The organism is Bacillus sp. WC2507 (assembly GCF_052656125.1).
This window is the reverse complement of sequence record NZ_JBQXPN010000001.1, coordinates 2,795,260-2,817,776: the sequence shown is the minus strand read 5'-3', so window position 1 is coordinate 2,817,776 and position 22,517 is coordinate 2,795,260. Positions and strand designations below refer to the sequence as shown.

General features: G+C 34.8%; 17 protein-coding genes and 3 other annotated features (1 of these 20 running past the window's edge). Of the genes, 3 read left to right on the top strand and 14 right to left on the bottom strand.

The features are described 5' to 3' along the window. Positions 1-25: 25 nt before the first annotated feature. The 3 genes from ACUN28_RS14995 to ACUN28_RS14985 are packed head-to-tail and all read right to left on the bottom strand — an operon-like array spanning position 26 to position 1,988. A complete protein-coding gene (locus ACUN28_RS14995; protein ID WP_016087436.1) occupies positions 26-571 on the bottom strand; it encodes a GNAT family N-acetyltransferase in 546 nt (181 codons plus the stop codon). A 15-nt stretch (positions 572-586) separates the two neighbouring features. Further along, positions 587-1,288, bottom strand: a complete 702-nt coding sequence (locus ACUN28_RS14990; RefSeq protein WP_016087435.1) for a nucleotidyltransferase domain-containing protein — start codon at positions 1,286-1,288, stop codon at positions 587-589. A 16-nt stretch (positions 1,289-1,304) separates the two neighbouring features. After that, entirely contained in the window at positions 1,305-1,988 is a 684-nt protein-coding gene (locus tag ACUN28_RS14985; protein ID WP_016087434.1) for a DNA alkylation repair protein, read from the bottom strand. 279 nt (positions 1,989-2,267) lie between these two features. Between ACUN28_RS14985 and ACUN28_RS14980 the strand changes: the two genes are divergently transcribed. The 3 genes from ACUN28_RS14980 (at position 2,268) to ACUN28_RS14970 (ending at position 4,726) form a co-directional block, all read left to right on the top strand. Next, entirely contained in the window at positions 2,268-3,095 is an 828-nt protein-coding gene (locus ACUN28_RS14980) for a peptidoglycan-N-acetylglucosamine deacetylase (protein WP_016087433.1), read from the top strand. Positions 3,096-3,277: 182 nt separating this feature from the next. After that, the gene (locus tag ACUN28_RS14975) at positions 3,278-3,940 is read left to right on the top strand and encodes a DUF3841 domain-containing protein (protein ID WP_016136719.1); all 663 of its coding nucleotides are present in this window, start codon (positions 3,278-3,280) and stop codon (positions 3,938-3,940) included. Positions 3,941-4,054: 114 nt separating this feature from the next. Further along, positions 4,055-4,726 (top strand): TerC family protein, encoded by a 672-nt coding sequence (locus tag ACUN28_RS14970; RefSeq protein WP_016087430.1) that lies wholly within the window; start codon positions 4,055-4,057, stop codon positions 4,724-4,726. A gap of 58 nt (positions 4,727-4,784) precedes the next feature. Here the strand turns inward: ACUN28_RS14970 and ACUN28_RS14965 are convergent, their stop codons facing one another. The 11 genes from ACUN28_RS14965 to ACUN28_RS14915 all read right to left on the bottom strand — a co-directional run bounded on the left by ACUN28_RS14965 (position 4,785) and on the right by ACUN28_RS14915 (position 21,955). Beyond that, entirely contained in the window at positions 4,785-6,758 is a 1,974-nt protein-coding gene (locus tag ACUN28_RS14965; RefSeq protein ID WP_016087429.1) for an LTA synthase family protein, read from the bottom strand. 530 nt (positions 6,759-7,288) lie between these two features. Next, positions 7,289-8,914, bottom strand: a complete 1,626-nt coding sequence (locus ACUN28_RS14960) for an ABC-F family ATP-binding cassette domain-containing protein (protein WP_000633870.1) — start codon at positions 8,912-8,914, stop codon at positions 7,289-7,291. 337 nt (positions 8,915-9,251) lie between these two features. Continuing rightward, entirely contained in the window at positions 9,252-10,100 is an 849-nt protein-coding gene (locus ACUN28_RS14955; protein ID WP_016087428.1) for a hypothetical protein, read from the bottom strand. Between the two features lie 357 nt (positions 10,101-10,457). Next, the gene (locus tag ACUN28_RS14950) at positions 10,458-13,574 is read right to left on the bottom strand and encodes an MMPL family transporter (protein WP_016087427.1); all 3,117 of its coding nucleotides are present in this window, start codon (positions 13,572-13,574) and stop codon (positions 10,458-10,460) included. Positions 13,575-13,826: 252 nt separating this feature from the next. After that, positions 13,827-14,393, bottom strand: a complete 567-nt coding sequence (locus ACUN28_RS14945; RefSeq protein ID WP_016087426.1) for a TetR/AcrR family transcriptional regulator — start codon at positions 14,391-14,393, stop codon at positions 13,827-13,829. Between the two features lie 218 nt (positions 14,394-14,611). Then, entirely contained in the window at positions 14,612-15,772 is a 1,161-nt protein-coding gene (locus ACUN28_RS14940) for a GNAT family N-acetyltransferase (protein WP_016087425.1), read from the bottom strand. Positions 15,773-15,904: 132 nt separating this feature from the next. Beyond that, positions 15,905-17,194: a 3-phosphoshikimate 1-carboxyvinyltransferase gene (aroA, locus tag ACUN28_RS14935; RefSeq protein ID WP_016087424.1), complete on the bottom strand. Its 1,290-nt coding sequence runs from the start codon at positions 17,192-17,194 to the stop codon at positions 15,905-15,907. Between the two features lie 16 nt (positions 17,195-17,210). Next, positions 17,211-18,311 carry a prephenate dehydrogenase gene (tyrA, locus tag ACUN28_RS14930; RefSeq protein ID WP_016087423.1) on the bottom strand — a complete coding sequence of 367 codons (1,101 nt, stop codon included), beginning with the start codon at positions 18,309-18,311 and terminating at the stop codon, positions 17,211-17,213. Continuing rightward, positions 18,304-19,404 (bottom strand): histidinol-phosphate transaminase, encoded by a 1,101-nt coding sequence (gene hisC, locus ACUN28_RS14925; protein ID WP_016087422.1) that lies wholly within the window; start codon positions 19,402-19,404, stop codon positions 18,304-18,306. The genes tyrA and hisC overlap by 8 nt, the downstream gene beginning before the upstream one ends. A gap of 18 nt (positions 19,405-19,422) precedes the next feature. Next, complete coding sequence (gene aroC / locus ACUN28_RS14920; protein WP_016087421.1) at positions 19,423-20,595, bottom strand: chorismate synthase; 1,173 nt, start codon at positions 20,593-20,595, stop codon at positions 19,423-19,425. A 53-nt stretch (positions 20,596-20,648) separates the two neighbouring features. Then, positions 20,649-20,869, bottom strand: a binding site (T-box leader). Between the two features lie 9 nt (positions 20,870-20,878). After that, on the bottom strand, positions 20,879-21,955 hold the full coding sequence (locus ACUN28_RS14915) for a bifunctional 3-deoxy-7-phosphoheptulonate synthase/chorismate mutase (protein ID WP_001273580.1): 1,077 nt from the start codon (positions 21,953-21,955) through the stop codon (positions 20,879-20,881). A 195-nt stretch (positions 21,956-22,150) separates the two neighbouring features. Next, positions 22,151-22,386 (bottom strand) — a binding site (T-box leader). A gap of 54 nt (positions 22,387-22,440) precedes the next feature. After that, positions 22,441-22,517: a binding site (T-box leader), on the bottom strand (it continues 160 nt past the right edge of the window).

Here is a 22,517-nt window from a genome sequence, read left to right as displayed (position 1 = left end):
GCCCCTTTAAGTTGACATAATATTTTTATAAACCACTAATTAAAGATTGATATTCTTCTCTTAACATACTATAACGATAACGATGAATGAACTGACCTTTACGTAATCGATCATTTCTCATTAACCCCTCGCATACAAATCCTGCTTTTTCATAACTCTTTCTAGCTTGTAAGTTATCCTCATCTACACGTAGCCAAACTTTTTCTAATTCAAACTCAAAGAATGCTAGATATAACATACTATATAGGGCTGCTATTCCATACCCTTTACCCCAATATTCTTTATTACCAATCGCGATTCCCAGTTCTGCATTTTTATTTGTCTTATCAAAGTTTTTAAGATCTATCCATCCAATATGTATGCCGTTCTCTGCAGTGATAGCTCTTTGTTCATAACCATTTTTTCGTTTTATACATGCTTCAATCCATTTTTTTGTATCCTCACGAGTGAACGGTGGATATTGATCTGGTACCACTAAATGTTTTGTTACTTTTGTATCTAATGACCATTGATATCGATCTTCTACATCATCTAGTGTCAGTTCCCTTAATTGAACGAATCGTACATTCATTGTGTTATCCCCTTTTTATTTCCCTATAGAAAATCCTTCGAACATTCTTCCTCCATACTGTTCTAGCGTTCTTTCTACAAAAGCAATTAATTTTCTTTTCTCTCCCGTTTTATAAAAATGATCGAACGCTGCTACAAATTCATCTGCGTATTGTTCATCATATCTTCTAAGTGCTCTTATAAACCATTTTGAATTTCCAAGCCATTTACCATTTACTCTTAATACATATTCATGTAATAAATCAGCTAATAGATTCGCGATAAATAATTCTTCTTCTCTTTTTGATGCACCAATAAAATCATCCAAAGTATCCGTAATAAAATACCGCTTCTGCTTCATCATTTCTTCAGTCCATTTAGCTGGCCCTTTATTTAGTAAATCATTTGCTTCTCTTTTTAATTTCTCAACACTTTCATTTTCACCTTTTAATACAATCCCCTCTGAAACTAATTGTGGTAACGAAGGCCTTCCGCGATCACAATCCATTTTAAAAAAGGTTTTATACGTTTCAAAATTATGTACAAACACCTCAACAGGCCATCCATTACTATAGAAAGATTCTCTATAACAAGATGTTAAACTTTGATCAACTATTACAATGTCCAGATCAGATGTTTTTGTCGCTTCTCCTCTTGCAACGCTTCCTCCAAGTAAAGCTACATCACAATTCGGAAATTGTGATGTAATTATGCTTTGTGCCGCTTCAATTGCTTTCATAACCGTTCCCCTTTTCTTATTTCACTTTCTTTTTTTCAGCTCTTTCTCGCGCTTTTTTTATATACGGTTCTGCGTCTGGTGTTTTGCATGACGTTGTCCCATGATCAACCTGTACTTTTCCAATTTCACGTGCAATTTCAATCGCTTTTCGCTCTAAGTCTTCATTACGAATTCCTATGGCGATTAAAGCACTATTCATCGCTTCTTTTTTTCTATTTTTTTCATTATGTATATTTTTTTTAATCTCTTCAAGATACGGAGCGAAGAAATCATCATGTAACGTTTTATTTTTAATCGCTATATTTGCTAATAAAGACCAGCCAGCTCTTCCAGTCCATTCATCATTAGACTTTGTCCACTCTTCCATTCTTTCTATTGCAATTGGCGAAGTGCATATAGATGTCATAAGAACATCCATTAAACAGTAATAATCAACATCCTGAACCCAACTATTAAGCTGTTCTGTTGTTATTTTCTTCGGGTCTAAAATATAAGTTGCTAATGTCATTGCGTCCATATTTTTCGTTTCCCACAATTCAGCTGCTAAATCGTGATCTTTTTTTATCTTCTTTTTTAACAATTTTAAATTCGCAAAACTAACTCCGAATAATGGCTCTTTCGCTCCGTGGTTTTTATACGTTTTACGATTTTGTTCTGTTCCATATTCCTCTAGTTGCTGCATTACTTCCTCTAGTAACATATACCCACCTCTTTATCTTTTATGTTGACTTTATATATGTATGTACGATATATTCTACATTACTTTTTGGTTTTCCTATATGTATTTTTTAAATGCGGTATGTGAAATTATATATAAATTTCCTATTTCACTGTCCATTCTTTTTTCAACTAGCAAAATAGTGAAATCTTGCATACATTTGGACAAACTTTCTTGCACTTGTAAAAAAGTTTTTTTGCATTTCCATACCTATAATTGCTAATATAGTAGAGTAGAACTTTTATAGAGAGAAGGAAAATTATGCACAATGGAATTCGAATGACAACTTTAGTAAAAAGGGCTATGTTAATTTGCGCTGGGGTATTATTTACATACGAAGCGGCTTTAGGATCAGCACATACTGCTCTAGCAAGTACAGAGGATGAAGCAAAATCTGTTCAACTTGTAAGTGAAATTCAATCATCTCTTGCACCAAAAGAAGCTCCAAAACAATATAATGGGCAAGTTAGAAAAGTAGCTTACTTAACATTTGATGATGGTCCTGGAAAATACACAGCTGAACTTTTAGATATGTTAAAGAGAGAAAATGCAAAAGCAACATTTTTCCTAATTGGTTCAAACGTAAAAGCATTCCCTGATCTTGTAAAACGTGAAGATGCTGAAGGCCACTACGTTGGGATGCACAGTATGACTCATAACTACAAGAAACTTTACACAGAAGGTCATTACGTAGATGAAATGAAAGAAGATCAAGGCTTAATTGCTGGTGTTCTAGGTAAATCACCAGTATTAACTCGTCCATCTTACGGCTCAATGCCAGGATTAAACGAAGCTCTTCGTAACAAAGTTGTTGAGAATGGGCTAAAAGTTTGGGATTGGACAATCGACTCATTAGACTGGAGATATAACAAAATGCCTGTTGACGCTGCATCAGCTAAAATTGTAGAAAACGTTCTAAATGGTGCTAATAAACCGGCAGAAGTTATTCTTATGCACGACATTCATCCGCAATCAGTTAAAGCAGTACCTGGAATTATTAAAGGGCTGAAAGAAAAAGGATATGAATTAGAAGCCTATAGTGAGAACGAACATTTCCCATTAAACTTCTGGCACGATAATCGTATGTAAAGAAGAAGACTTGATTTCCTCTAGTAGGTTATTGAGTCTTTTTTCATTTTGGAAATGGCTCCTCGTATATTCGTTTCAAACTTCCCACTTCCCTTTTATCGATAAAAATGTAAAATCACATTAATTTAACTTAGAAACATCACATGTTATACTATAGTCTAGTTTAAATAAGTAGGTGTCATATGATCGTATATACAGTTCAAACTGAAGCAGCGTGGAAACAATATAAAAAACTTGGTTATTTAGAAGGAAGTAAAGAAAACATCGATCCCGATTTTATATATTCATACGATTGGATGGTACGTGTAGCTAAAAAAAGATTACCCCACTACGAAGGTAACTATCCTATTTGGGTCTGGGAAACAAATAATTATCCAAATCGAAATGCTAAAGCTTGGGGTAAAAAAAATTCAAAAATGGTAATCTTAACACTAGATGTACCGACTGAATGGGTACTTTGGAGTGATATTAGTTACTGGTGTTGTGCCACGGCTGATAGTTCTATGTATTTTCATCAAACAAATAAACCTACATTGGATGAATGGTTTACCTTTATGGATAAAGAATATGGGTTAATATTTGATTTCGAATATTTATTATCACATCCTGATTGGTATAAAGGTAAAGAGAGTTCATTAGAAAAACAAGGTGTTATCGGCAAAATCCCCCTTTCCTTCGTAAAAAAGGTAAGACGTTTTCGTGCTAAGGAAGATAAATCTATTAATAAAATCAGAAGTGATAACTGGGACAATAGAAAAGAAAACCGTATTAAAAAGATGAATCGAAAATTAAGAAAGAGAAACGATAAACAAAAAAGATTGCAAAAGCGACTAATACGAAATTAAAACATATTTATCTAAATACAGTAAAAAATAATTTAGGATTGAATATACAAATTCACTCCTATTTTTATATTATCAACACTTTAGCACATATTACTCTTAAGGAGTGATATGTATATGGATTTTCTTTCATCTGAATATTTGTCTGCCTTGCTTGCCATCATTGTAATTGATTTAGTGTTAGCTGGAGATAATGCCATTGTAATTGGATTAGCAGCAAGGCGATTACCGAAAGATCAACAAAAGAAAGTTATTATATGGGGAACTGTCGGGGCTATCGCTATTAGAGCCCTCGCTACCTTAATTGTCGTTTGGTTATTAAAAATACCAGGATTACTTCTAATTGGTGGTGTACTCCTCATATGGATTGCTTACAAATTAATTGCTGAGGGCAAAAATCATGATATTAAAGCTGAAGAAGGATTTTGGTCTGCTATTAAAACCATTATTATTGCTGATGCGTTAATGGGTATTGATAATGTTCTTGCTGTTGCAGGAGCTGCGCATGGCAATTTTTCTTTAGTCATCATTGGACTATTAGTGTCCATTCCAGTAGTCGTATGGGGTAGTACATTAATTTTAAAATGGGTGGACCGATTCCCTATCATCATTACAATTGGAGCAGCTGTTTTAGCTTATACTGCCGCGAAAATGATTGTAGATGAAAAATGGTTCGCTGGATTTTTCGAAAGTAGCCCTTTCATAAAATGGGCCTTTATCATTATTATCATTGCCGGTGTAGTATTCTTTGGTAAGATGAAACAAAAAACGAAAGATGTTTCTATATAATGACAACGTTATATGTACAAACAAAAGCGCTACTCCTATGAGTAGCGCTCTTTATTATTTATTTCGTTTCCCCGTCTTCAGTCGTCTTTACCTTCGTTTTATTTTTATCACGATGGTTATAGTTGTACTTCGAACGATCTACCGGCGTAAACCCTTCCGGTGTATAGAATCGTAATAAGTCACCGTTTACGACTTGGTCAGAGTATTTCAGTGATTTTTGAACCATTTGTTCATTTTGTTTTATTTCGTCTGTTAATTCAACAGGGTTACCAGTCGCTGTATCATAGTATTTTCCGTTCAGTGCAGTAACTGTTGGACTTACGTAGTTACCGTTACGGAATGGAACAACTTGTTTATGCTCTGGTGATAATAAATCTGATCCAAACTGGACATAATTTTTCGTATCTGTACCTAGTAAGTGCAATAACGTTGGAAGAACATCAATTTCTCCGCCGTATTGATGTTGTACGCCGCCCTTCATTCCTGGGACACGAATGATTAATGGTACACGTTGCAGTTGTGCATTTTCAAATGAGTTCATTTCTTTACCCATTACTTGAGACATTGCTGCACCATGATTATCAGAAATACCGTAATGGTCACCGTACATAACGATAATTGAGTTATCGTATAAACCAGATTGTTTCAAATAATCCATGAATCCTTTTACAGACTCATCTAAATAGCGTGCTGTTTGGAAATACGTATCTACTGATGAATCACCTGTTTTAGCTGGTTCAATCGTCGCTTCCTCTTTATCAATCGGATAAGGGAAATGGTTCGATAGCGTAATGAACTTCGTATAGAACGGTTGTTTCAATGTTTGTAATAACGGAATTGATTCATTAAAGAACGGTTTATCTTTTAATCCATAGTTTACTACATCTTTTTCGTTCATATCGTAGTATGACGCATCAAAGAATTTATTAAAACCAAATGATTTATAAATATCATCACGGTTCCAGAATGTTTTATAGTTTCCGTGGAACACTGCTGATGTGTATCCTTGTTGCCCTAAAATAGCTGGTGCTGATTGATACGTGTTATGAGCTTTATTTGTAAAAACAGATCCTTGCGGTAATCCAAACATTGAGTTTTCTAGCATGAACTCTGCATCAGATGTTTTACCTTGTCCTGTTTGATGGAAGAAGTTATCAAAGTATAACGTATTCGCATCTTTTGTAAATGAGTTTAAGAACGGTGTAACTTCTTGCCCATTTAATTTATAATCAATTAAAAAGTTTTGGAATGACTCTAAATGAATATAAATTACGTTCATTCCTTTTCCTTTACCAAAGTACTCAGGGTTTGGACTTGCATATGTTGATGCGAGATAATTTCTAACCTCTGTCATATTATCTCCGTCAGCTAACGCCCGTTCTGTTGATGCTTTCGCACTTTGAATACCATCATAAATCGTATAGTTGTATGCCCCTAAATATTTCACAATATAATTACGGTCGAATGTTCTTGTTAATAATTCAGGACGATCAGATTCTGCAAGACCTAAGTTAATGCTGAATAATAAAATACCTGCTACAAATACTAGTGATAATTTATGTTTCGCAACACGCATCGGTTTAGGATTTACAAATTTTGTTGCAACTAAAACAATTAAAATGATTGTGTCTAAGAAGTATAATGGATCATATCCGTGTAGTAATGCAAAAATACTACCGCCTAAATCTCCAAAGTTATTCGTTTGTGTTAATGTCGGGAACGTAATAAAGTCGCTGAAAAAACGATAATATACTACGTTTGCGTATAAAAGTATAGACATTAACAAATTAATAACAATTAACCAAATGTAAGCACGTTTCCCCTTTGCGAATAATGCAAGCCCTAAAAATAGAACTGCTGAACTAAGCGGGTTGAAAAACAGCAAGAATTTTTGGATTGTATTTGAAATTCCTAAATTAAATTCCGTTACATAAGCTGCATATGTTTTGAGCCAAAATAAAATAACGGCAAACAGAAAGAATCCAAAATGATTACTTAGTACACTTTTGCTCTTTAATAAGAATTGTTTCATTTCTCCACCTCTTTTGATCATCCAAGGCTTATTTTGATATAAGTCTGTCTCTCTATTCAATTTTCATCTTCAAATAGATTTTATTTATTTTACTATATGAAGAATATTAGTAATTATAATTTGTAGCTTTTATTTATTCAACTATTTCTTTTCAAATATTTTGACCTTGGTTTCTATTTTAAAAAATAATTTTGTAACATTTTCTGTTTTCTCCCAAGTTTCATCCACTAATTATGACTCCACATACTATAAACCTTTATTCACTGCTTCGCAAATAAATATGTCTCCAGTTCTGGAACATTAATGTAATATAATGAAATTCACAATAGAAAGCATTAGTTTTTTTCGGTGTATATTACATCCTTTCATGTAATTCAAGTTTATTCATGCTGCAGCCATTTCTTTATATGCATCATCAAAATATCTTTCAACCTCTAAAGTTATTTTTGTATGATTATTCACAATTCATAAAAACACTGATTATAAAAAAACCTCGCTCTCATAACGAGAGCGAGGTTTTTCATCATTTATTATTGACCTTTGTACATTGCTTCTACTTGTTTTTGAAGTTCTTCATTTTCTAAGAACTCATCGTAAGTAGCCTCTTTATCGATTACACCGTTTGGCGTTACTTCGATAATGCGGTTTGCAATTGTTTGTACGAACTGATGGTCATGAGATGTGAATAACATTGTACCTTTAAATGCGATTAAACCGTTGTTTAATGCAGTAATAGACTCAAGGTCTAAGTGGTTCGTTGGATCGTCAAGTGTGATTACGTTCGCACCACTTAACATCATTTTAGATAGCATACAACGAACTTTTTCGCCTCCAGATAATACAGAAACCTTCTTCTTAACTTCTTCACCTGAGAATAACATACGGCCTAAGAAACCACGTAAGAAGCTTTCTGACTCATCTTGTGGAGAGAATTGGCGTAACCAATCAACTAAGTTGGAGTCACTGTTCTCAAAGTATTTAGAGTTATCTCTTGGGAAGTAAGATTGAGATGTTGTAACGCCCCATTTGAATGAACCGCTATCTGGCTCCATTTCACCCATAAGGATTTTAAATAATGTTGTCATCGCAATATCGTTACGACCGATAAATGCAACTTTATCACCTTTATTTAAAGTGAAGTACACATTATCTAACACTTTTTCACCATCAATTGTTTTAGAAAGACCTTCAACAGTTAATAAGTCATTTCCTATTTCACGCTCAGGTGTAAAGCCAACAAATGGGTAACGACGTGATGATGGTCGAATATCATCTAATGTAATTTTATCTAATAATTTTTTACGAGAAGTTGCTTGTTTCGCTTTAGATGCGTTTGAGCTAAAGCGTGCAATGAAGTTTTGTAACTCTTTTACTTTCTCTTCTTTTTTCTTATTAGCATCTTGTGTTAATTTTAAAGCTAATTGGCTTGACTCATACCAGAAGTCATAATTACCAACATAAAGTTGAATTTTACCGAAATCAAGATCAGCCATGTGCGTACAAACTTTATTTAAGAAGTGACGGTCATGGGATACAACGATTACTGTATTTTCAAAGTTCATTAAGAAGTTTTCTAACCATTGAATCGCTTTTAAGTCCAAGTGGTTGGTAGGCTCATCTAGTAATAGAATGTCAGGTTTACCAAATAATGCTTGAGCAAGTAATACTTTTACTTTCTCTGCCCCAGTTAATTCTGACAATTTCTTATCATGAACATCTTCACCAATACCTAAACCTTTAAGAAGGATTGCAGCTTCTGATTCTGCTTCCCAACCGTTAAGCTCAGCGAACTCACCTTCAAGTTCAGCAGCACGCATACCATCTTCATCACTAAAGTCTTCTTTCATGTAAATGGCATTTTTCTCTTGCATTACTTTGTAAAGTTGCGTGTGCCCCATAATTACTGTTTCTAATACTGGGAACTCTTCATATTCGAAGTGATTCTGTTTTAATACTGCTAGACGCTCACCTGGCGTAATATGTATATCACCTGTTGATTGTTCGATTTCTCCAGATAAAATCTTTAGAAATGTTGATTTACCCGCACCGTTTGCTCCGATTAAACCGTAGCAGTTACCTGGCGTGAATTTTATGTTAACATCTTCAAACAATTTGCGATCCGCGAAACGCAAACTAACGTTACTTACTGTAATCATTTGTGTCCTCCTACTAATACCGCTTATTTCAGCGTTTTCTCACCGATTGTCTTAAAAAATCGCATATTACGACTCAATTATTGTAGACTATAGCTATTATATAGTAGAAAAGGGATGAATAGCAACGGTTGATTGCTATTCATCCCTTTTCAAAATTGAATAAAACATTTGTTTTTAATTATATTAAAGTTACATTCACACTTTAAGGATGATTTATTTTGAAGAAAATATTTATAATTGTAGCATTATGTTTATCAATTGCTTCCTTAACTGCATGTAGTAGTAATAACAATGCAAAAACACCTATTGAATCAAAACAAGAGAAAAAAGTAAAAAGCTATTTCACCATTTGTATTGTTAACTTATCTTTTAACATTGACCTATATGAGTCAATTTCATATTTTGTATTATTGATTTTTTCTTTTTTCATTTTTAACATGTCGAATATTTCTAACTCTAAATTCCTTCTAGCTTCAAGAACTTTTATTGCTCCTTCTACACCTGAATGGTTATGTTCTTTCCCATAGCCTTGGTTAGTGTAATAGTCGACAATTCCTGTGGACCATTCTGGAGTTCTTTCTTTTAATGCCTTCCTAAATGAAAATTCAAGATTATCTTGTTCTACATACAATAACATTGGATTTAAATTCTCTATGATTTTTGCAACTTTCATTACATAATTTATTATTTTTTCTTTTTGTTCACCATATTTAATCATCCCAATAGTTAATGGATTTTGTATGAAACAACATTCAAAGATATAAACCTTATTGTCTTCTAGAGCAATTTCAGCAAAGTCATTCCATTTGTCAGCAATTAATTCAACATTTTTATCGAATGGTAATTCATATATATCGTTTTTGGAAATATCGTGAAATAATTCGTCCGAAAATTGGTCACCAAACTCATTTTTTATCTTTCTGTATGGTAATAAATAATTGCTTCCTTTTTTTAAAACTCTTTTAAGAAGCACTTCTTTAAAATCTCCACTGTTATATAATAATCTATCGAATTCAAATTTATTAAAACAAGATACACCATCATAGTCGGCTGGGTGGTTCAAATTCCCCTCTAAAAATAGTTCAACTTCACTTTTATTTTGGCTTAGAATTTCATTTATTAGCTTTGCAGTGGTTGATTTTCCAAATCCAGGTAATCCTTCTACTATTATTAGTTTTGTATTCATAGTTATAAATCCCTTCCTTCAAAGTATTTAGCCAAGATTAAAAAAATCACTTACTCCACTGCAATCACCCCTTCAAAATATGATATTCATCATTTCCTTTGAAAAATCATTCTTAAAGCAACCTGACCATTAGTTTAAGAATATTTTTTCACAATGTCTATAATTATTTTAACATAATTTTCCATTTATCTTTTAAAAAAATATAGTCCACCCTTATTTGAGTGAACTATCTAAAGTAAATTATATCTTTTAAATCAAACACTTTGTCAGTAATCCCCAATCGTTGTGCTAGTATTTTTACTGTTTACTTTTTCCCTTCCTTCGTGGTAAATGGCATACTTTTAAAAGGGGATTCTTTTATTTTCTTTTGCTTAATTTCTTTGTATAATCCTTCATTTTACTGGTTAACCCTATTAAAGCAGGTAACAATATTGGCATCACAATGATAGCTAATAGCAATAGTGCAACGCCCACAACGGATGCTACTTGTATAAGCGTCAATACACCTGAAGGGATTAATGCAGCAAATGTTCCGCCTAAAATAAGTGCCGCTGATAATACAACTCCTCCTATGTGACGAGATGCATTTACAATTTTCGTTACCGAATCCCCTTCTATCTCGTTATAACGCATCATTACAAAAATGCTATAATCCACTCCTAAAGCGACAATCATTATGAAACTAAAGAATGGAACATTCCAGCTTAATGAATCTACATGTAATACATGCGTACTAATTTGCTCACTTATACCTAGTGATGCAAAGTACGCTAATATTAATGATCCAATAATAAAGATTGTGTTTAATAATGAACGTGTAATCACGATTAATACGATCGCAATTCCAATTAACATAATTGTAGCCGTACGTAAGAAATCTTGCCCGGTTACTTCTTTTAAATCAACGTTTCTAGCTGTTGTTCCTCCGATTGCTGTTTTCGCATCATTTAATTCAGTCCCCTTCAAAGTACCATCTATCGTATTATTGATTTCTTGAATAATTGGCATCGCTTCTTTTGAATACGGATTCGCGTCTAAAATGATTGTCATTTTAGCAGTTTTTCTATCGTGTGACATGTACGTATTCAAAGCTTTTTGGAAATCTTCTCCCTCTAAAACCTCTTTTGGAATATAAAACTTCTCAGAGCTTTTTGATTCATTTAGCTCGCCTAAATATTTCTGTGCGTCATTTAGGCCGTTACTTACTTTTCCAAGCCCTTCTGTACTTTTAGATAAGCCTGATTGTAATTGCCCCATCTTTTCTTGCAAGTCTTTCAGCCCAGTTAATAGCTGGCCTTGCCCATCATTTATTTTTGTTAATCCGGTTTGTAACTCTGATGACTTGTTCGCAATTTGTTTTGAACCTGAAGCCCCTTCATTTAATCCATTTTTAAGATCAGCTGCCCCTTTTTGTAATTTAGTAACTCCATTGCTCATTTCTTTTAAGCCGTTATCGACTTTCAATAATGATTGATTCGCTACATTAAATGACCCCATTGCTGCTTTATGCTGCGTCGCTAATTCATTTAATTCTTTCGATAATACACTTAATTGCTTTTGAGCTTCTTTAGCAATTCCTATCGTTTGCAGTACGTTCGGGTCATTTGCTAATTCTGGTTTCGTTTGGATGAAATTGGTCATTAATATTTCAATTTGTTCGTATCCTTTTTTTGCACTGTCAATCGCTTGAGATATACTTCCGAAGTATTGATCGTAAGCACTTAAACCTTTTTCTAACTGTGCATAGCCGGCATGCAGTTGTGAAGTTGCATGAGATAAAACATTTATATTTTCATTTACTGACGTTAACCCATTCTCAATTTGCTGTGCACCTTTCGCTCCGTCATTTATGCCATTTGATAGTTGATTTAAAGCTGTTCCTAATGCTGATACACCATTTTTTGCTTCGTTTGTTCCATCAATTAACTTTTGAACATTTGCGAGGCCGTCTGACTCATTACCACCCATTTTATTTTTAGCATCCGTTAAACCATCATTGATTTCTTTTATGCCACCATTGGCATCTCCTAAACCTGTATTCAATTCTCCCGCTTGTTTATTTATATATAGTTCTTTTATCCTTTCACCGGTTGGACGCGTCGGTGAATATACTTCTGAAACACCTTTCACTTTCAAAATCTTATTAGTTAGTTCGTCTAAAGTTTGTAGAGACGTTCCTTCATCTAATTTTTTGTTTGATTGAATCACTAACGTACTTGGTGAAGAAAAACCAGGCGGAAAATGATCTTCTATTACGTTAATCCCCATCTTTGATTCGTACTTATTGTCTACTTCAAATAAGTCATTGTAATTTAGTGTGTTAGAGTATTTCATTACAAAAGGAATCGATATCACAAATACGATGATTAAAGCTGCGAACGGTCTTACTACTGAGTTTTTCGCAAGAAATCCCCATAAGCGACTATCCTCATGACCTTTAAATGTTTTAACTGGATAAAACATTCCTTTTCCTAAAAGCACCATAAAAAATGGATTTAAAGTCGTTAATACGAGTAGTAATACTAAAACACCAATTGCTACCGCTGAAGTAGATTGATATAATTTAAAATTCGCTAACGCAAGTGATGCAAAACCAATTAGCACCGCTATACCGCTATATAATACGGTTTTACCTGCCGATTTAAATGTTTCTTTCGTAGCCCAAAATGCATTTTCTTGTTTACTTAATTCTTCTTTAAACCTCGTATATAATAAAATGTTATAATCTGTTCCTACTCCAAAGAGGACGACGACTACGAACACTTGTGTAAAGTTTGAAAATGGGAAATTAAATTGATCTACAAGCTGAGCAATAATCCCCATTGAAACTAAATACGACACACCGACTGTAAGAAGAGAAACAATCGGAACAACTGGTGAACGAAATACGAGGATTAATACTACAAGAATGAAAATGATTGAAATAACTTCTGTCTTTTTCACTCCCTCTTGAGAGGATTTAAGAAAATCACCCGCTATTAAGTCACTTCCTGTTAAATACGTTTTTACTCCTTTCGTTTGCACCTTTTCATGAAGATTATTTGAAACCCTTGATATTTCACCATGTTTTTTATCTATCGATATTTGCGTTAAAATAGTCGTATTATCTTTAGAAACTAATTGTTTCTCCAAGTCTTTATTATCTAAATGTGAAACAACTTCCTTAATTCCTAATTGCACTTTTTCATTTTGCAGGGCGTTGATCGTTTTTGTTATTTCCTTCTTTTGTTCATCTGTTAAAGCTGCCTTATTGCCACTATTAAAAACGGCTATAATTTCATACTTTTCAACCCCTTCTTTATCCATCTCTTTAATCATCTTGTCAGCAATGCTGCTTTGTTCTGTATTAGGGATTGTAATTTTTCCTTTTTCCTTCACTAATTTATCCATATTAGGCATTGTTACGACCATTGTAATAGTAATAACGATCCATAATAGAAAAGATAAACTTCTCCAACTTTTTAGGTTGCTCATTTGAATCATCTCCCATTTTTAGCTTGTCATGTTAAGCTAGGAATGAACATTCATTTCTATCCTTTTAAAAATACTTTTTTCGGAATGAACGTTCATTCCTATCATCCTATTACATTATTTTGTAAATTCTATTAAACTACCTTTACCGGAATGAATGTTCATTCCTATCGTTACACAAATATCCCCTCCTACTCTCATGTTTTAAATATATCCAGGAATGAATATTCATTCCTATACTTATTAGCTATAGAATCAAATGATTCTAATAGCGTTCCAAGAACTTTCTTCCAATTCTTTTACTAATTCTTTTGAGTATTCTAATTGTCCTGTTGCAATTACCTTCGTTAGTTTTTCTAGCGGTTGATATACAATAATAATTAAAGCAACTGGAGGCAATGGACGAAGAAAACCTTTTGCGATTCCATCTTCTATAATATTCATAAAGAAGCCTATAAAATCGTCAAATATTTGCTTACTTTGTTCGTCAAGAAAATAACTATCGCAGTGAGAATTTGTAAACAAAAAAGCGTCCACATTGTTTCTCGCAAATTCAAATAAACGGTTGTACGTATGACTAAACTGTTCACGAATATTTGCTTCAACAGGAAAATCCGTTTTTATCATTTCAGAAAGCTCTAACATACTTTTTGAAAATAATGAGTTAACAAGCGCCTCTTTATTTTCAAAGTAGCGATAAATAGTACCCGCACCGACCTTTGCTTTTTCAGCAATCATCGGAATTGTTGTACCATCATAACCCCGCTCTGCAAAAAGTTGTATTGCCGCATCAAAAATGTCTTCTTGTTTGTTTTTAGCCATTTTTCCACCTCAATTTTCAGGAATGAAAATTCATTCCGTTTTTTAATTATAAATTAGATGTGCTAAAAGTCAAGTGTGTGACAAAGTATAGTTACTGTTTTTAAATGAAGTTATATCGACGTTTTTCATGATATATCGACTTACCGACAAAAATTCACAATATAAGAAGAAGCTATCCCGAAATTTCACTTGGGATAGCCCACCTTCATACATGCAAATTAAAAGAAATCATAAATAAACGGTTTACTCACTGGTACTAAATTCTCTAACACTCGTATTTCCTCTTCGCTTCCGCTAATTAATTCTAGTTCATTAAGTTCTAATGGACGCTTATAGCCAAACATTATTGTAGATAGTGCGTTTATATCAAGCTTAATCCCTTTGTCTTTTGTTTCTTCTTTTATAATTGTTATTTCATGATTTGCAAGTCTCACTGTTACATTATTCCACGGAGCAAATGAATCTGTAATATGTAAGATCACTTCTTGCTGTACATTGTTCCAGTTCAACTCATATTGTTTTAAGAACTGCTCCACATCTACAATTCTGCCCATAAAATATGGCTTTATTTTTGCCTTTACTCGCGGCTCTTGCAATGTATATATTAACGGTTCGGTTTCACTTACTGTCATTTCAAGTTCTTTAATCATAGAATCATGCTGGCAAATAAAGTTCCACAGACCATTTCGTGCTTCATTATGCAGTGGTACAAATTCTTCTACTGTCATTTTATAGTTTTCTATTTTGTATAACATGTAACCTGCTGCCGTTTTATCTTCATCATAGTAAATCGCTAATGTTAAATCATCATAAACTGCTTGTAACCACCAGTTCTTCTCTCGAACTAACATACCTGAAAAACGTTCTGCAAATACTTCATAGAGCTTTTCGACCTCTTCTGGATGATTTTCTTTATTGAAACGTTTCACAGTTCCATTTACTTGTTTTTTCATCACTAAATCACTCTTATTCATATGACATATGAGTAGATTCGCACAAAGTTCCCAACCGTATTTACGGTAAAATGAAACCGCAAATGGATGTAACATAGAGACTGTATAGCCATCTTTTTTCATCGTTTGAAGTGAATATTGAAGTAGCTCTTTTACATACCCACTTCTTCTATACTCAGGATACGTCGCTACCCCTGCAACGCCACCCATTTTAAATTTTTCTTTGCCTATGTAAATATGAAACGGAATGAGATGTAGTTTTGCTGCTAAGTCTTCCCCTTCTATAATGCCGTATATTTCATGACTTTCCTTCATCTTTGTAAGTTGCTGCTGCAATCGTTCCTCATCTACTTTATATTGAAAAGCGTATTCTGATAAACGTAATGCTTCTCTGAACTTATCTTCTTTTAATTGTATGACATTCATATAATTATCCTCCATTCCCTCATTACTTGTTTGAATTGTATCATAATTCTTACTATTATAGTTCGGTAAGTGAAATTATAAGGATGTTTTAAAAAATAAAGCAGATACATTCCGTATCTGCTTCTCATTACTTTATTTAGCTAACTTTTGAAGTTCTTCGAAGAATGTAGGGTATGATACCCCTACTGCTTCTGCGTCTTCTATTGTTGTTTTTCCTTCTGCAATACATCCTGCGATCGCAAGCATCATTCCGATGCGGTGATCACCGTAACTATTTACTGTGTTGCCTTTTAGTGCTGATTTCCCATAAATAATCATCCCGTCATCAGTTGCTTCTATGCGAGCTCCTAGTTTCGTTAACTCCGCAACAACTGTATCAATACGGTTCGTTTCTTTAACTTTTAATTCGTGCGCATCTTTAATTACTGTAATTCCTTCTGCTTGCGTTGCCGCTAAAGCGATAACAGGAATTTCATCGATTAATCTAGGAATAATATCTCCGCCGATTTCGGTTCCTTTTAATGAAGATGTTTCAATTGTAATGTTTGCAGCTGGTTCTGATGCTCCTTCGTTAATTGGCTCTACAGTGAACGTAGCACCCATTTTCTCTAAAACATCAATAATACCTGTACGAGTTGGATTCATTCCTACATTTTGTAATACTAGTTTACTATTAGGAATAATTGCACCTGCCACTAAGAAAAATGCAGCTGATGATACGTCACCTGGCACTTGAACTTCTGTCGCTGTTAACTTCTGTCCACCTGCAAGTTTCACAGTTTTCCCTTCGCGAGTTACTTTAACGCCAAATGCTTCAAGCATTCTTTCTGTATGGTCGCGTGAAATATGTGGTTCTGTAACAGCTGTTACACCTTCTGCACGAAGCCCTGCAAGTAAAATAGCTGACTTTACTTGTGCGCTTGCTACAGGTGAAGTATATTCGATTGCTTTTAAATTTCCGCCACGTATTGTTAGTGGTGTAAAGGTTCCCTCTTCGCGGCCATCAATGTTTGCACCCATTTGTTTTAATGGATTTGTTACACGTTTCATCGGTCTTTTTGCGATAGATGCATCACCTTGTACGCAAGAGAAAAATGGTGTATTTGCCAAAATCCCTGACATTAAACGTATTGTTGTACCAGAATTACCAACATCTAATAAAGCTTTCGGTTCTTGTAAACCTTCTAATCCTTTACCAAGTACAGTGACTTCATCACCGTTTTGGACGATGTCTACTCCCATTTCTTTAAAGCAAGAAATCGTACTTAAACAATCTGCACCGGGCAAGAAACCTTTTATTGTTGTTTTTCCCTCTGCAATCGCGCCGAACATGACAGCGCGGTGTGAAATCGATTTATCTCCTGGAATTATAATGTTGCCATTTAATCCGTTATTAACAGGTTGTATCGTTCTTTCCTTCACGTTCTCACCTTCTCATTTAAATTGTTTCATAAGTTTGGTATTTTTCTTCTCCAAGCGCTAGCTTTGCTTTCATACGATCTTCTTCTCTTTGGAAGCTAATACGTAATACCCCAAGCAATCCTTCACGTGCTTCTAATATTTGCAAGTTCGTAATACTAATTTCTTCGCGCGCTAAAATACTCGTAATATGAGCCAATGCCCCTACTTTATCTAAAACATCGACGTATAAGTCGTGATAGGCGGGAATTGCCCCTCTCTTTCGTACTGGTAAAGAGTCTCGGTATTCTTTCGCGTCTGCAAAATAGTTTTGAATCTCGCCAGCATCTCCGGTAGAAACTGTATCATATAAATCTTCCATTTCAGAGATCCACTCTTTTAATAATACCATTAAATGCTCACGATTTTGCTTAACAATATCACTCCACATTTTTGGGCTACTTGATGCGATACGTGTAATGTCTTTAAACCCTCCGGCAGCTAGTTGATGAATGAGCGGATTATCTCCTGCATGTTTCTCTACTTGCTTTACTAATCCAGCTGCGATAAGATGCGGAAAATGACTAACAATCCCTGTTACATAATCATGTTCCTCCGTATTTAAAACGAGAAAATGTGATCCTGTTCCTTGTAACCATATTTTAAGTTCTTCCACATGTTCATTTGGCACATGATTCATCGGCGTTAAAATATAGAATGCATTTTCAAATAAATGTGCTTTTGCACTTTCAACGCCCGTTTTATGAGAACCTGCCATCGGATGTCCACCAATGAAAGAAACTTCCTTTGAAAATAAAGCTTCCGCTTCATTCATAATCGTCCCTTTTGTACTACCAACATCGGTTACAATAACATCTTCTCGTAAACGAAATGACACTAATTTGTGTAATAGCTTCTTCGTTTCTTCAACTGGAGAAGCAAATACAATTAAATGCGCTTCTTCACATGCACGCTGTAAATCTACTGCTACTTCATCTACTACATGTAATTCTTTTGCACGCTCTACTTGTTCTTGAAATATATCATAACCTGTTATCGTTACATCGTGCTCTTTCTTAATTGCTAATGCGAGAGAGCCTCCTATTAAACCAGTTCCAATTAAAACTACTTTTTTACGCATTGTCCTCATCTCGAGACTTTCTTTTTTTATTTTCAAAGTGTTGTTTTAACACTGAAATCACTCCTTCATTTTGCTCCCTTGTTCCAACTGTAATACGGACACCATTTGGGAACGGACGAATAATAAACCCTGCATGTGCACAAGCTTCATAAATCTCTCCAGCATTTTCAACTGGCAAGAAGATGAAATTTGTTTGCGATGGATAAAATGGTATTTCATTTTCCTTACAAAAACTCTCGTATTGTTGTAATCCTTCTGTATTCACACCAACTATTTCTTGAATAAACCCGTCATCACCAAAAGCAATCGTCGCTGCTTTTTGCGCTAATGAAGATACGTTAAATGGCAAACGTACGACATTTAATTTCTCGATTAGCTCTTTCTGTCCAATCGCATATCCAACGCGGAAAGAAGCTAATCCGTACGCTTTAGAAAATGTTCTAAGTACAAGAATATTTTTATGTTTTTCTAAAAGCGGTAATGTCTCTGGGAAATCCTTTGCTGTTACGTATTCATAGTACGCTTCATCAATGACAATTAACGTATTTTCACTAATACCTTCAATAAATTGAGTCAATTTTTGATCATTCACATATGTGCCTGTCGGGTTGTTCGGATTACAAATCCATACGATTTTCGTATTATTATTTACTGCTGACGAAATTTCGTCTAAATCGTATACACCGTTATTTAAAGGAATTTCTTTCACTTCACAGCCTTCAATAATTGCATGATGACGGTACTGCGGGAATGTTGCACCAGCCGTTACGATATTATCTCCTGCTTTAAGTACTGCACGGCTTATCATTTGAATGACTTCATCTAAACCACTACCGCAAAGTACTTGTTCTATTTGTACATGTAACTTATTTGCAATTGTTTGACGAAGTGTTGTAGCACCTCCGTCAGGATATAAAGCATGTTCTAACCATGATTTTTGCAACTCACCTAAAACACGTGGTGAGCAGCCGAATGGATTTTCATTCGATGCTAATTTCACAAACGAATGATCTCCGTACACTTCTTTCATTTGTTCAGGTGATTTACCTGGTTTATATGGTTGTAATGATGATAGTTGATCTTTTACTTGCATGTTAAAACCACCTTTTTATTAAAATTCTTTTGCGTATTTGTTATGTTGTGTAATATTTTGGTGAATTAAATCCATACGATCTTTTCCGAATTGTTCGACAAGCGCATGTGCAAGTTCCCATGCTACAACAGATTCAGCTACTACACCTGCTGCTGGTACTGCACAACTATCAGATCTTTCAATACTCGCTTGGAATGCTTCTTTCGTATCAATGTCAACACTTGCTAACGGTTTGTATAATGTAGGAATTGGCTTCATTACACCTCTTACGACGATCGGCATACCTGTTGTCATACCGCCTTCTAAACCACCAGCATTGTTCGTTTTTCTCGTGTATCCTTGTTCCTCATCCCATAAAATTTCATCGTGTACTTTACTTCCTGGCTGTCTTGCTGCTTCAAAACCAACGCCGATTTCAGCACCTTTAAATGCATTAATACTCATAATCGCACCAGCAAGTTTTGCATCTAATTTACGATCGTAATGAACGTAACTACCAACACCTATTGGCATACCTTCTGCAATGACTTCAACAATACCGCCGATTGAATCCCCACTACTTTTAGCGTTATCTATCGCATCCATCATCTCTTGTTCTACTTCTTTATCTAAACATCGAACTGGTGAATCTTCAGTAATTGTTTGAATTTCTTCTATTGATAAGTTAGAAATATGCTTCGCTTGCACACCACCAATTTCAAGAACGTGTCCTGCAATTTCCACGCCTAACTCTTTTAAAATTTGCTTCGCAACTGCACCAGCAGCTACACGAACTGTCGTTTCCCTTGCAGATGAGCGTTCTAGTACGTTTCTTATATCACGATGACCGTATTTGATTGCTCCGTTTAAATCCGCATGTCCTGGACGTGGTTTTGTAATTGTACGTTTCATATCTTTACTTTCTTTTTCCGAAATTGGCTCTGCACCCATTACTTTCGTCCAATGTTTGAAATCATCATTTTTAACGATTAACGTTATTGGTGAGCCAAGTGTCATCCCATGACGAACACCACTTACAATTTCAACTGTATCAGTTTCAATTTGCATACGTCTTCCGCGTCCGTGCCCTTTTTGTCTTCTTAATAATTCTTTATTAATATGTTCCGCTGTTAATGTTAAACCTGCTGGTACACCTTCTAAAATAACTGTTAACTGCGGCCCATGTGATTCTCCAGCTGTAATGTATCTCATTTCTCTTGCCCCTTTACTATTTTTTTGTACAAAAAAGTCCCTACTGAGCGCTCAGTAGGGACGATGTTTATCGCGGTACCACCCTAGTTGTAGACTAAGTTTCTGTCTACCTCTCTTCTTCTTTAACGATCATTTGACCGTCTTCCCCTCCATAAATGGCGAGAAAGATGCTCCAAGGCTGTAATTCATGCTTACCTTTGTACTGATTCACACCGACCATCAGCTCTCTTTAACAGTGAGATAAGCACTACTGTTTCCTCTTCAGCGCATATATAATATGGAATTAAGATAATTTATTTTTGAATCCTTTTAACTCATCCATGAATCTATGGAATTCTGGAATGTCCATTTGTTGTGCAGAATCTGACAATGCAACTGCTGGATCTGGATGAACTTCAGCCATTACTGCATCTGCGCCAATTGCAAGTGCCGCTTTCGCTGTTGGTAATAATAAATCTCTGCGTCCAGTTGAATGTGTTACATCAACGATAACTGGTAAATGTGTTTCTTTCTTTAAAATTGGTACTGCAGAAATGTCTAATGTGTTACGTGTTGCTCTTTCGTATGTGCGGATACCGCGCTCACAAAGAATAATTTGATCGTTACCTTGCGCAATGATGTATTCCGCTGCGTTAATAAACTCATCAATTGTTGCTGCTAATCCACGTTTTAATAATACTGGTTTGTTAACTTTACCTACAGCTCGTAATAAATCGAAGTTTTGCATGTTACGTGCGCCAACTTGAATTACATCAACGTAGTCTAATGCCATTTCAACATCGTTCGGATTTAAAATTTCACTAATAATTGCTAAGTCGAACTCGTCTGCTACTTGACGTAAAATTTGAAGTCCTTCTACTCCTAAACCTTGGAAATCGTATGGAGATGTTCTCGGTTTGAATGCACCACCGCGCATTAATTTTAAGCCTTGGTCTTTCATCGCTTGCCCTACTTGACGAACTTGCTCTAAACTTTCAACTGCACAAGGCCCCATGATGAATGTTTGTGTGCCGTTACCAATCAATTCACCTTTTACATCAACGATTGTATTTTCTTGTTTCTTTTTACGTGATACTAATAATGCTTTACGGTTATCATCTTCTTGTAATTCTAAGCTAGCTTTGAAGATTGTTTTGAAAATATGTTGAACCGTTGACGTTTCGAATGGTCCTTCGTTATTCTCTGCGATCATATCAAGCACTTCACGCTCACGTACTGGATCAAAACGTTTCGTACCTTGTACTTGCTTTTGTTCCCCAATTTTTTGAACGATTTCACCACGTTTGTTTAAAAGGTGTAATAGTTGTAAGTTAATTTCATCTACCTGTTTACGTAATTGATCTAATTCATGATTTGCCATTTGGAAATCCTCCTCTAATGTTTTAAAAGTATAGTAAGAGAATGAAAAATTCTCTATTTTCTGAACTGGTCAATTATACAAATTTAAAGTGGAATCGATACCTCTTCTTATTTTAAACTAATAATTAGTACAAAGACACTATCTACTAGCTAAAAAACCACTTTTTTTGTACAAAAAAGCCCTACTGATCCAATCAGTAGGGACGATATTTATCGCGGTACCACCCTAGTTGTAGACTTCTTTCGTCTACCTCTCTTCATTGTTAACGATCATCTGACCGTCTTTCCCTTCATAAAGACAATACTATCTTTACTACGAAAAAGATGCTCTAGGACTGTAATTCGCTCTTGTTTTTGTACTGGTTCACACCAACCACCAGCTCTCTGTTACAGGGAAACAACAACTACTGCTTTTCCTTTCAACGCATGAATATTTAATTTTCAAGTTGGACCACTAAAATACAAAAAGTCCCTACTGAATAAATCAGTAGGGACGATATTTATCGCGGTACCACCCTAGTTGTAGACTAAATTTCTGTCTACCTCTCTTCACTGTTAACGAT

What these genes read in the sequence shown, in the direction of transcription:
- ACUN28_RS14995 (WP_016087436.1), bottom strand. Translation starts at nt 571, where the DNA reads ATGAATGTACGATTCGTTCAATTAAGGGAACTGACACTAGATGATGTA.
- ACUN28_RS14990 (WP_016087435.1), bottom strand. Translation starts at nt 1,288, where the DNA reads ATGAAAGCAATTGAAGCGGCACAAAGCATAATTACATCACAATTTCCG.
- ACUN28_RS14985 (WP_016087434.1), bottom strand. Translation starts at nt 1,988, where the DNA reads ATGTTACTAGAGGAAGTAATGCAGCAACTAGAGGAATATGGAACAGAA.
- ACUN28_RS14980 (WP_016087433.1), top strand. Translation starts at nt 2,268, where the DNA reads ATGCACAATGGAATTCGAATGACAACTTTAGTAAAAAGGGCTATGTTA.
- ACUN28_RS14975 (WP_016136719.1), top strand. Translation starts at nt 3,278, where the DNA reads ATGATCGTATATACAGTTCAAACTGAAGCAGCGTGGAAACAATATAAA.
- ACUN28_RS14970 (WP_016087430.1), top strand. Translation starts at nt 4,055, where the DNA reads ATGGATTTTCTTTCATCTGAATATTTGTCTGCCTTGCTTGCCATCATT.
- ACUN28_RS14965 (WP_016087429.1), bottom strand. Translation starts at nt 6,758, where the DNA reads ATGAAACAATTCTTATTAAAGAGCAAAAGTGTACTAAGTAATCATTTT.
- ACUN28_RS14960 (WP_000633870.1), bottom strand. Translation starts at nt 8,914, where the DNA reads ATGATTACAGTAAGTAACGTTAGTTTGCGTTTCGCGGATCGCAAATTG.
- ACUN28_RS14955 (WP_016087428.1), bottom strand. Translation starts at nt 10,100, where the DNA reads ATGAATACAAAACTAATAATAGTAGAAGGATTACCTGGATTTGGAAAA.
- ACUN28_RS14950 (WP_016087427.1), bottom strand. Translation starts at nt 13,574, where the DNA reads ATGAGCAACCTAAAAAGTTGGAGAAGTTTATCTTTTCTATTATGGATC.
- ACUN28_RS14945 (WP_016087426.1), bottom strand. Translation starts at nt 14,393, where the DNA reads ATGGCTAAAAACAAACAAGAAGACATTTTTGATGCGGCAATACAACTT.
- ACUN28_RS14940 (WP_016087425.1), bottom strand. Translation starts at nt 15,772, where the DNA reads ATGAATGTCATACAATTAAAAGAAGATAAGTTCAGAGAAGCATTACGT.
- tyrA (WP_016087423.1), bottom strand. Translation starts at nt 18,311, where the DNA reads ATGCGTAAAAAAGTAGTTTTAATTGGAACTGGTTTAATAGGAGGCTCT.
- hisC (WP_016087422.1), bottom strand. Translation starts at nt 19,404, where the DNA reads ATGCAAGTAAAAGATCAACTATCATCATTACAACCATATAAACCAGGT.
- aroC (WP_016087421.1), bottom strand. Translation starts at nt 20,595, where the DNA reads ATGAGATACATTACAGCTGGAGAATCACATGGGCCGCAGTTAACAGTT.
- ACUN28_RS14915 (WP_001273580.1), bottom strand. Translation starts at nt 21,955, where the DNA reads ATGGCAAATCATGAATTAGATCAATTACGTAAACAGGTAGATGAAATT.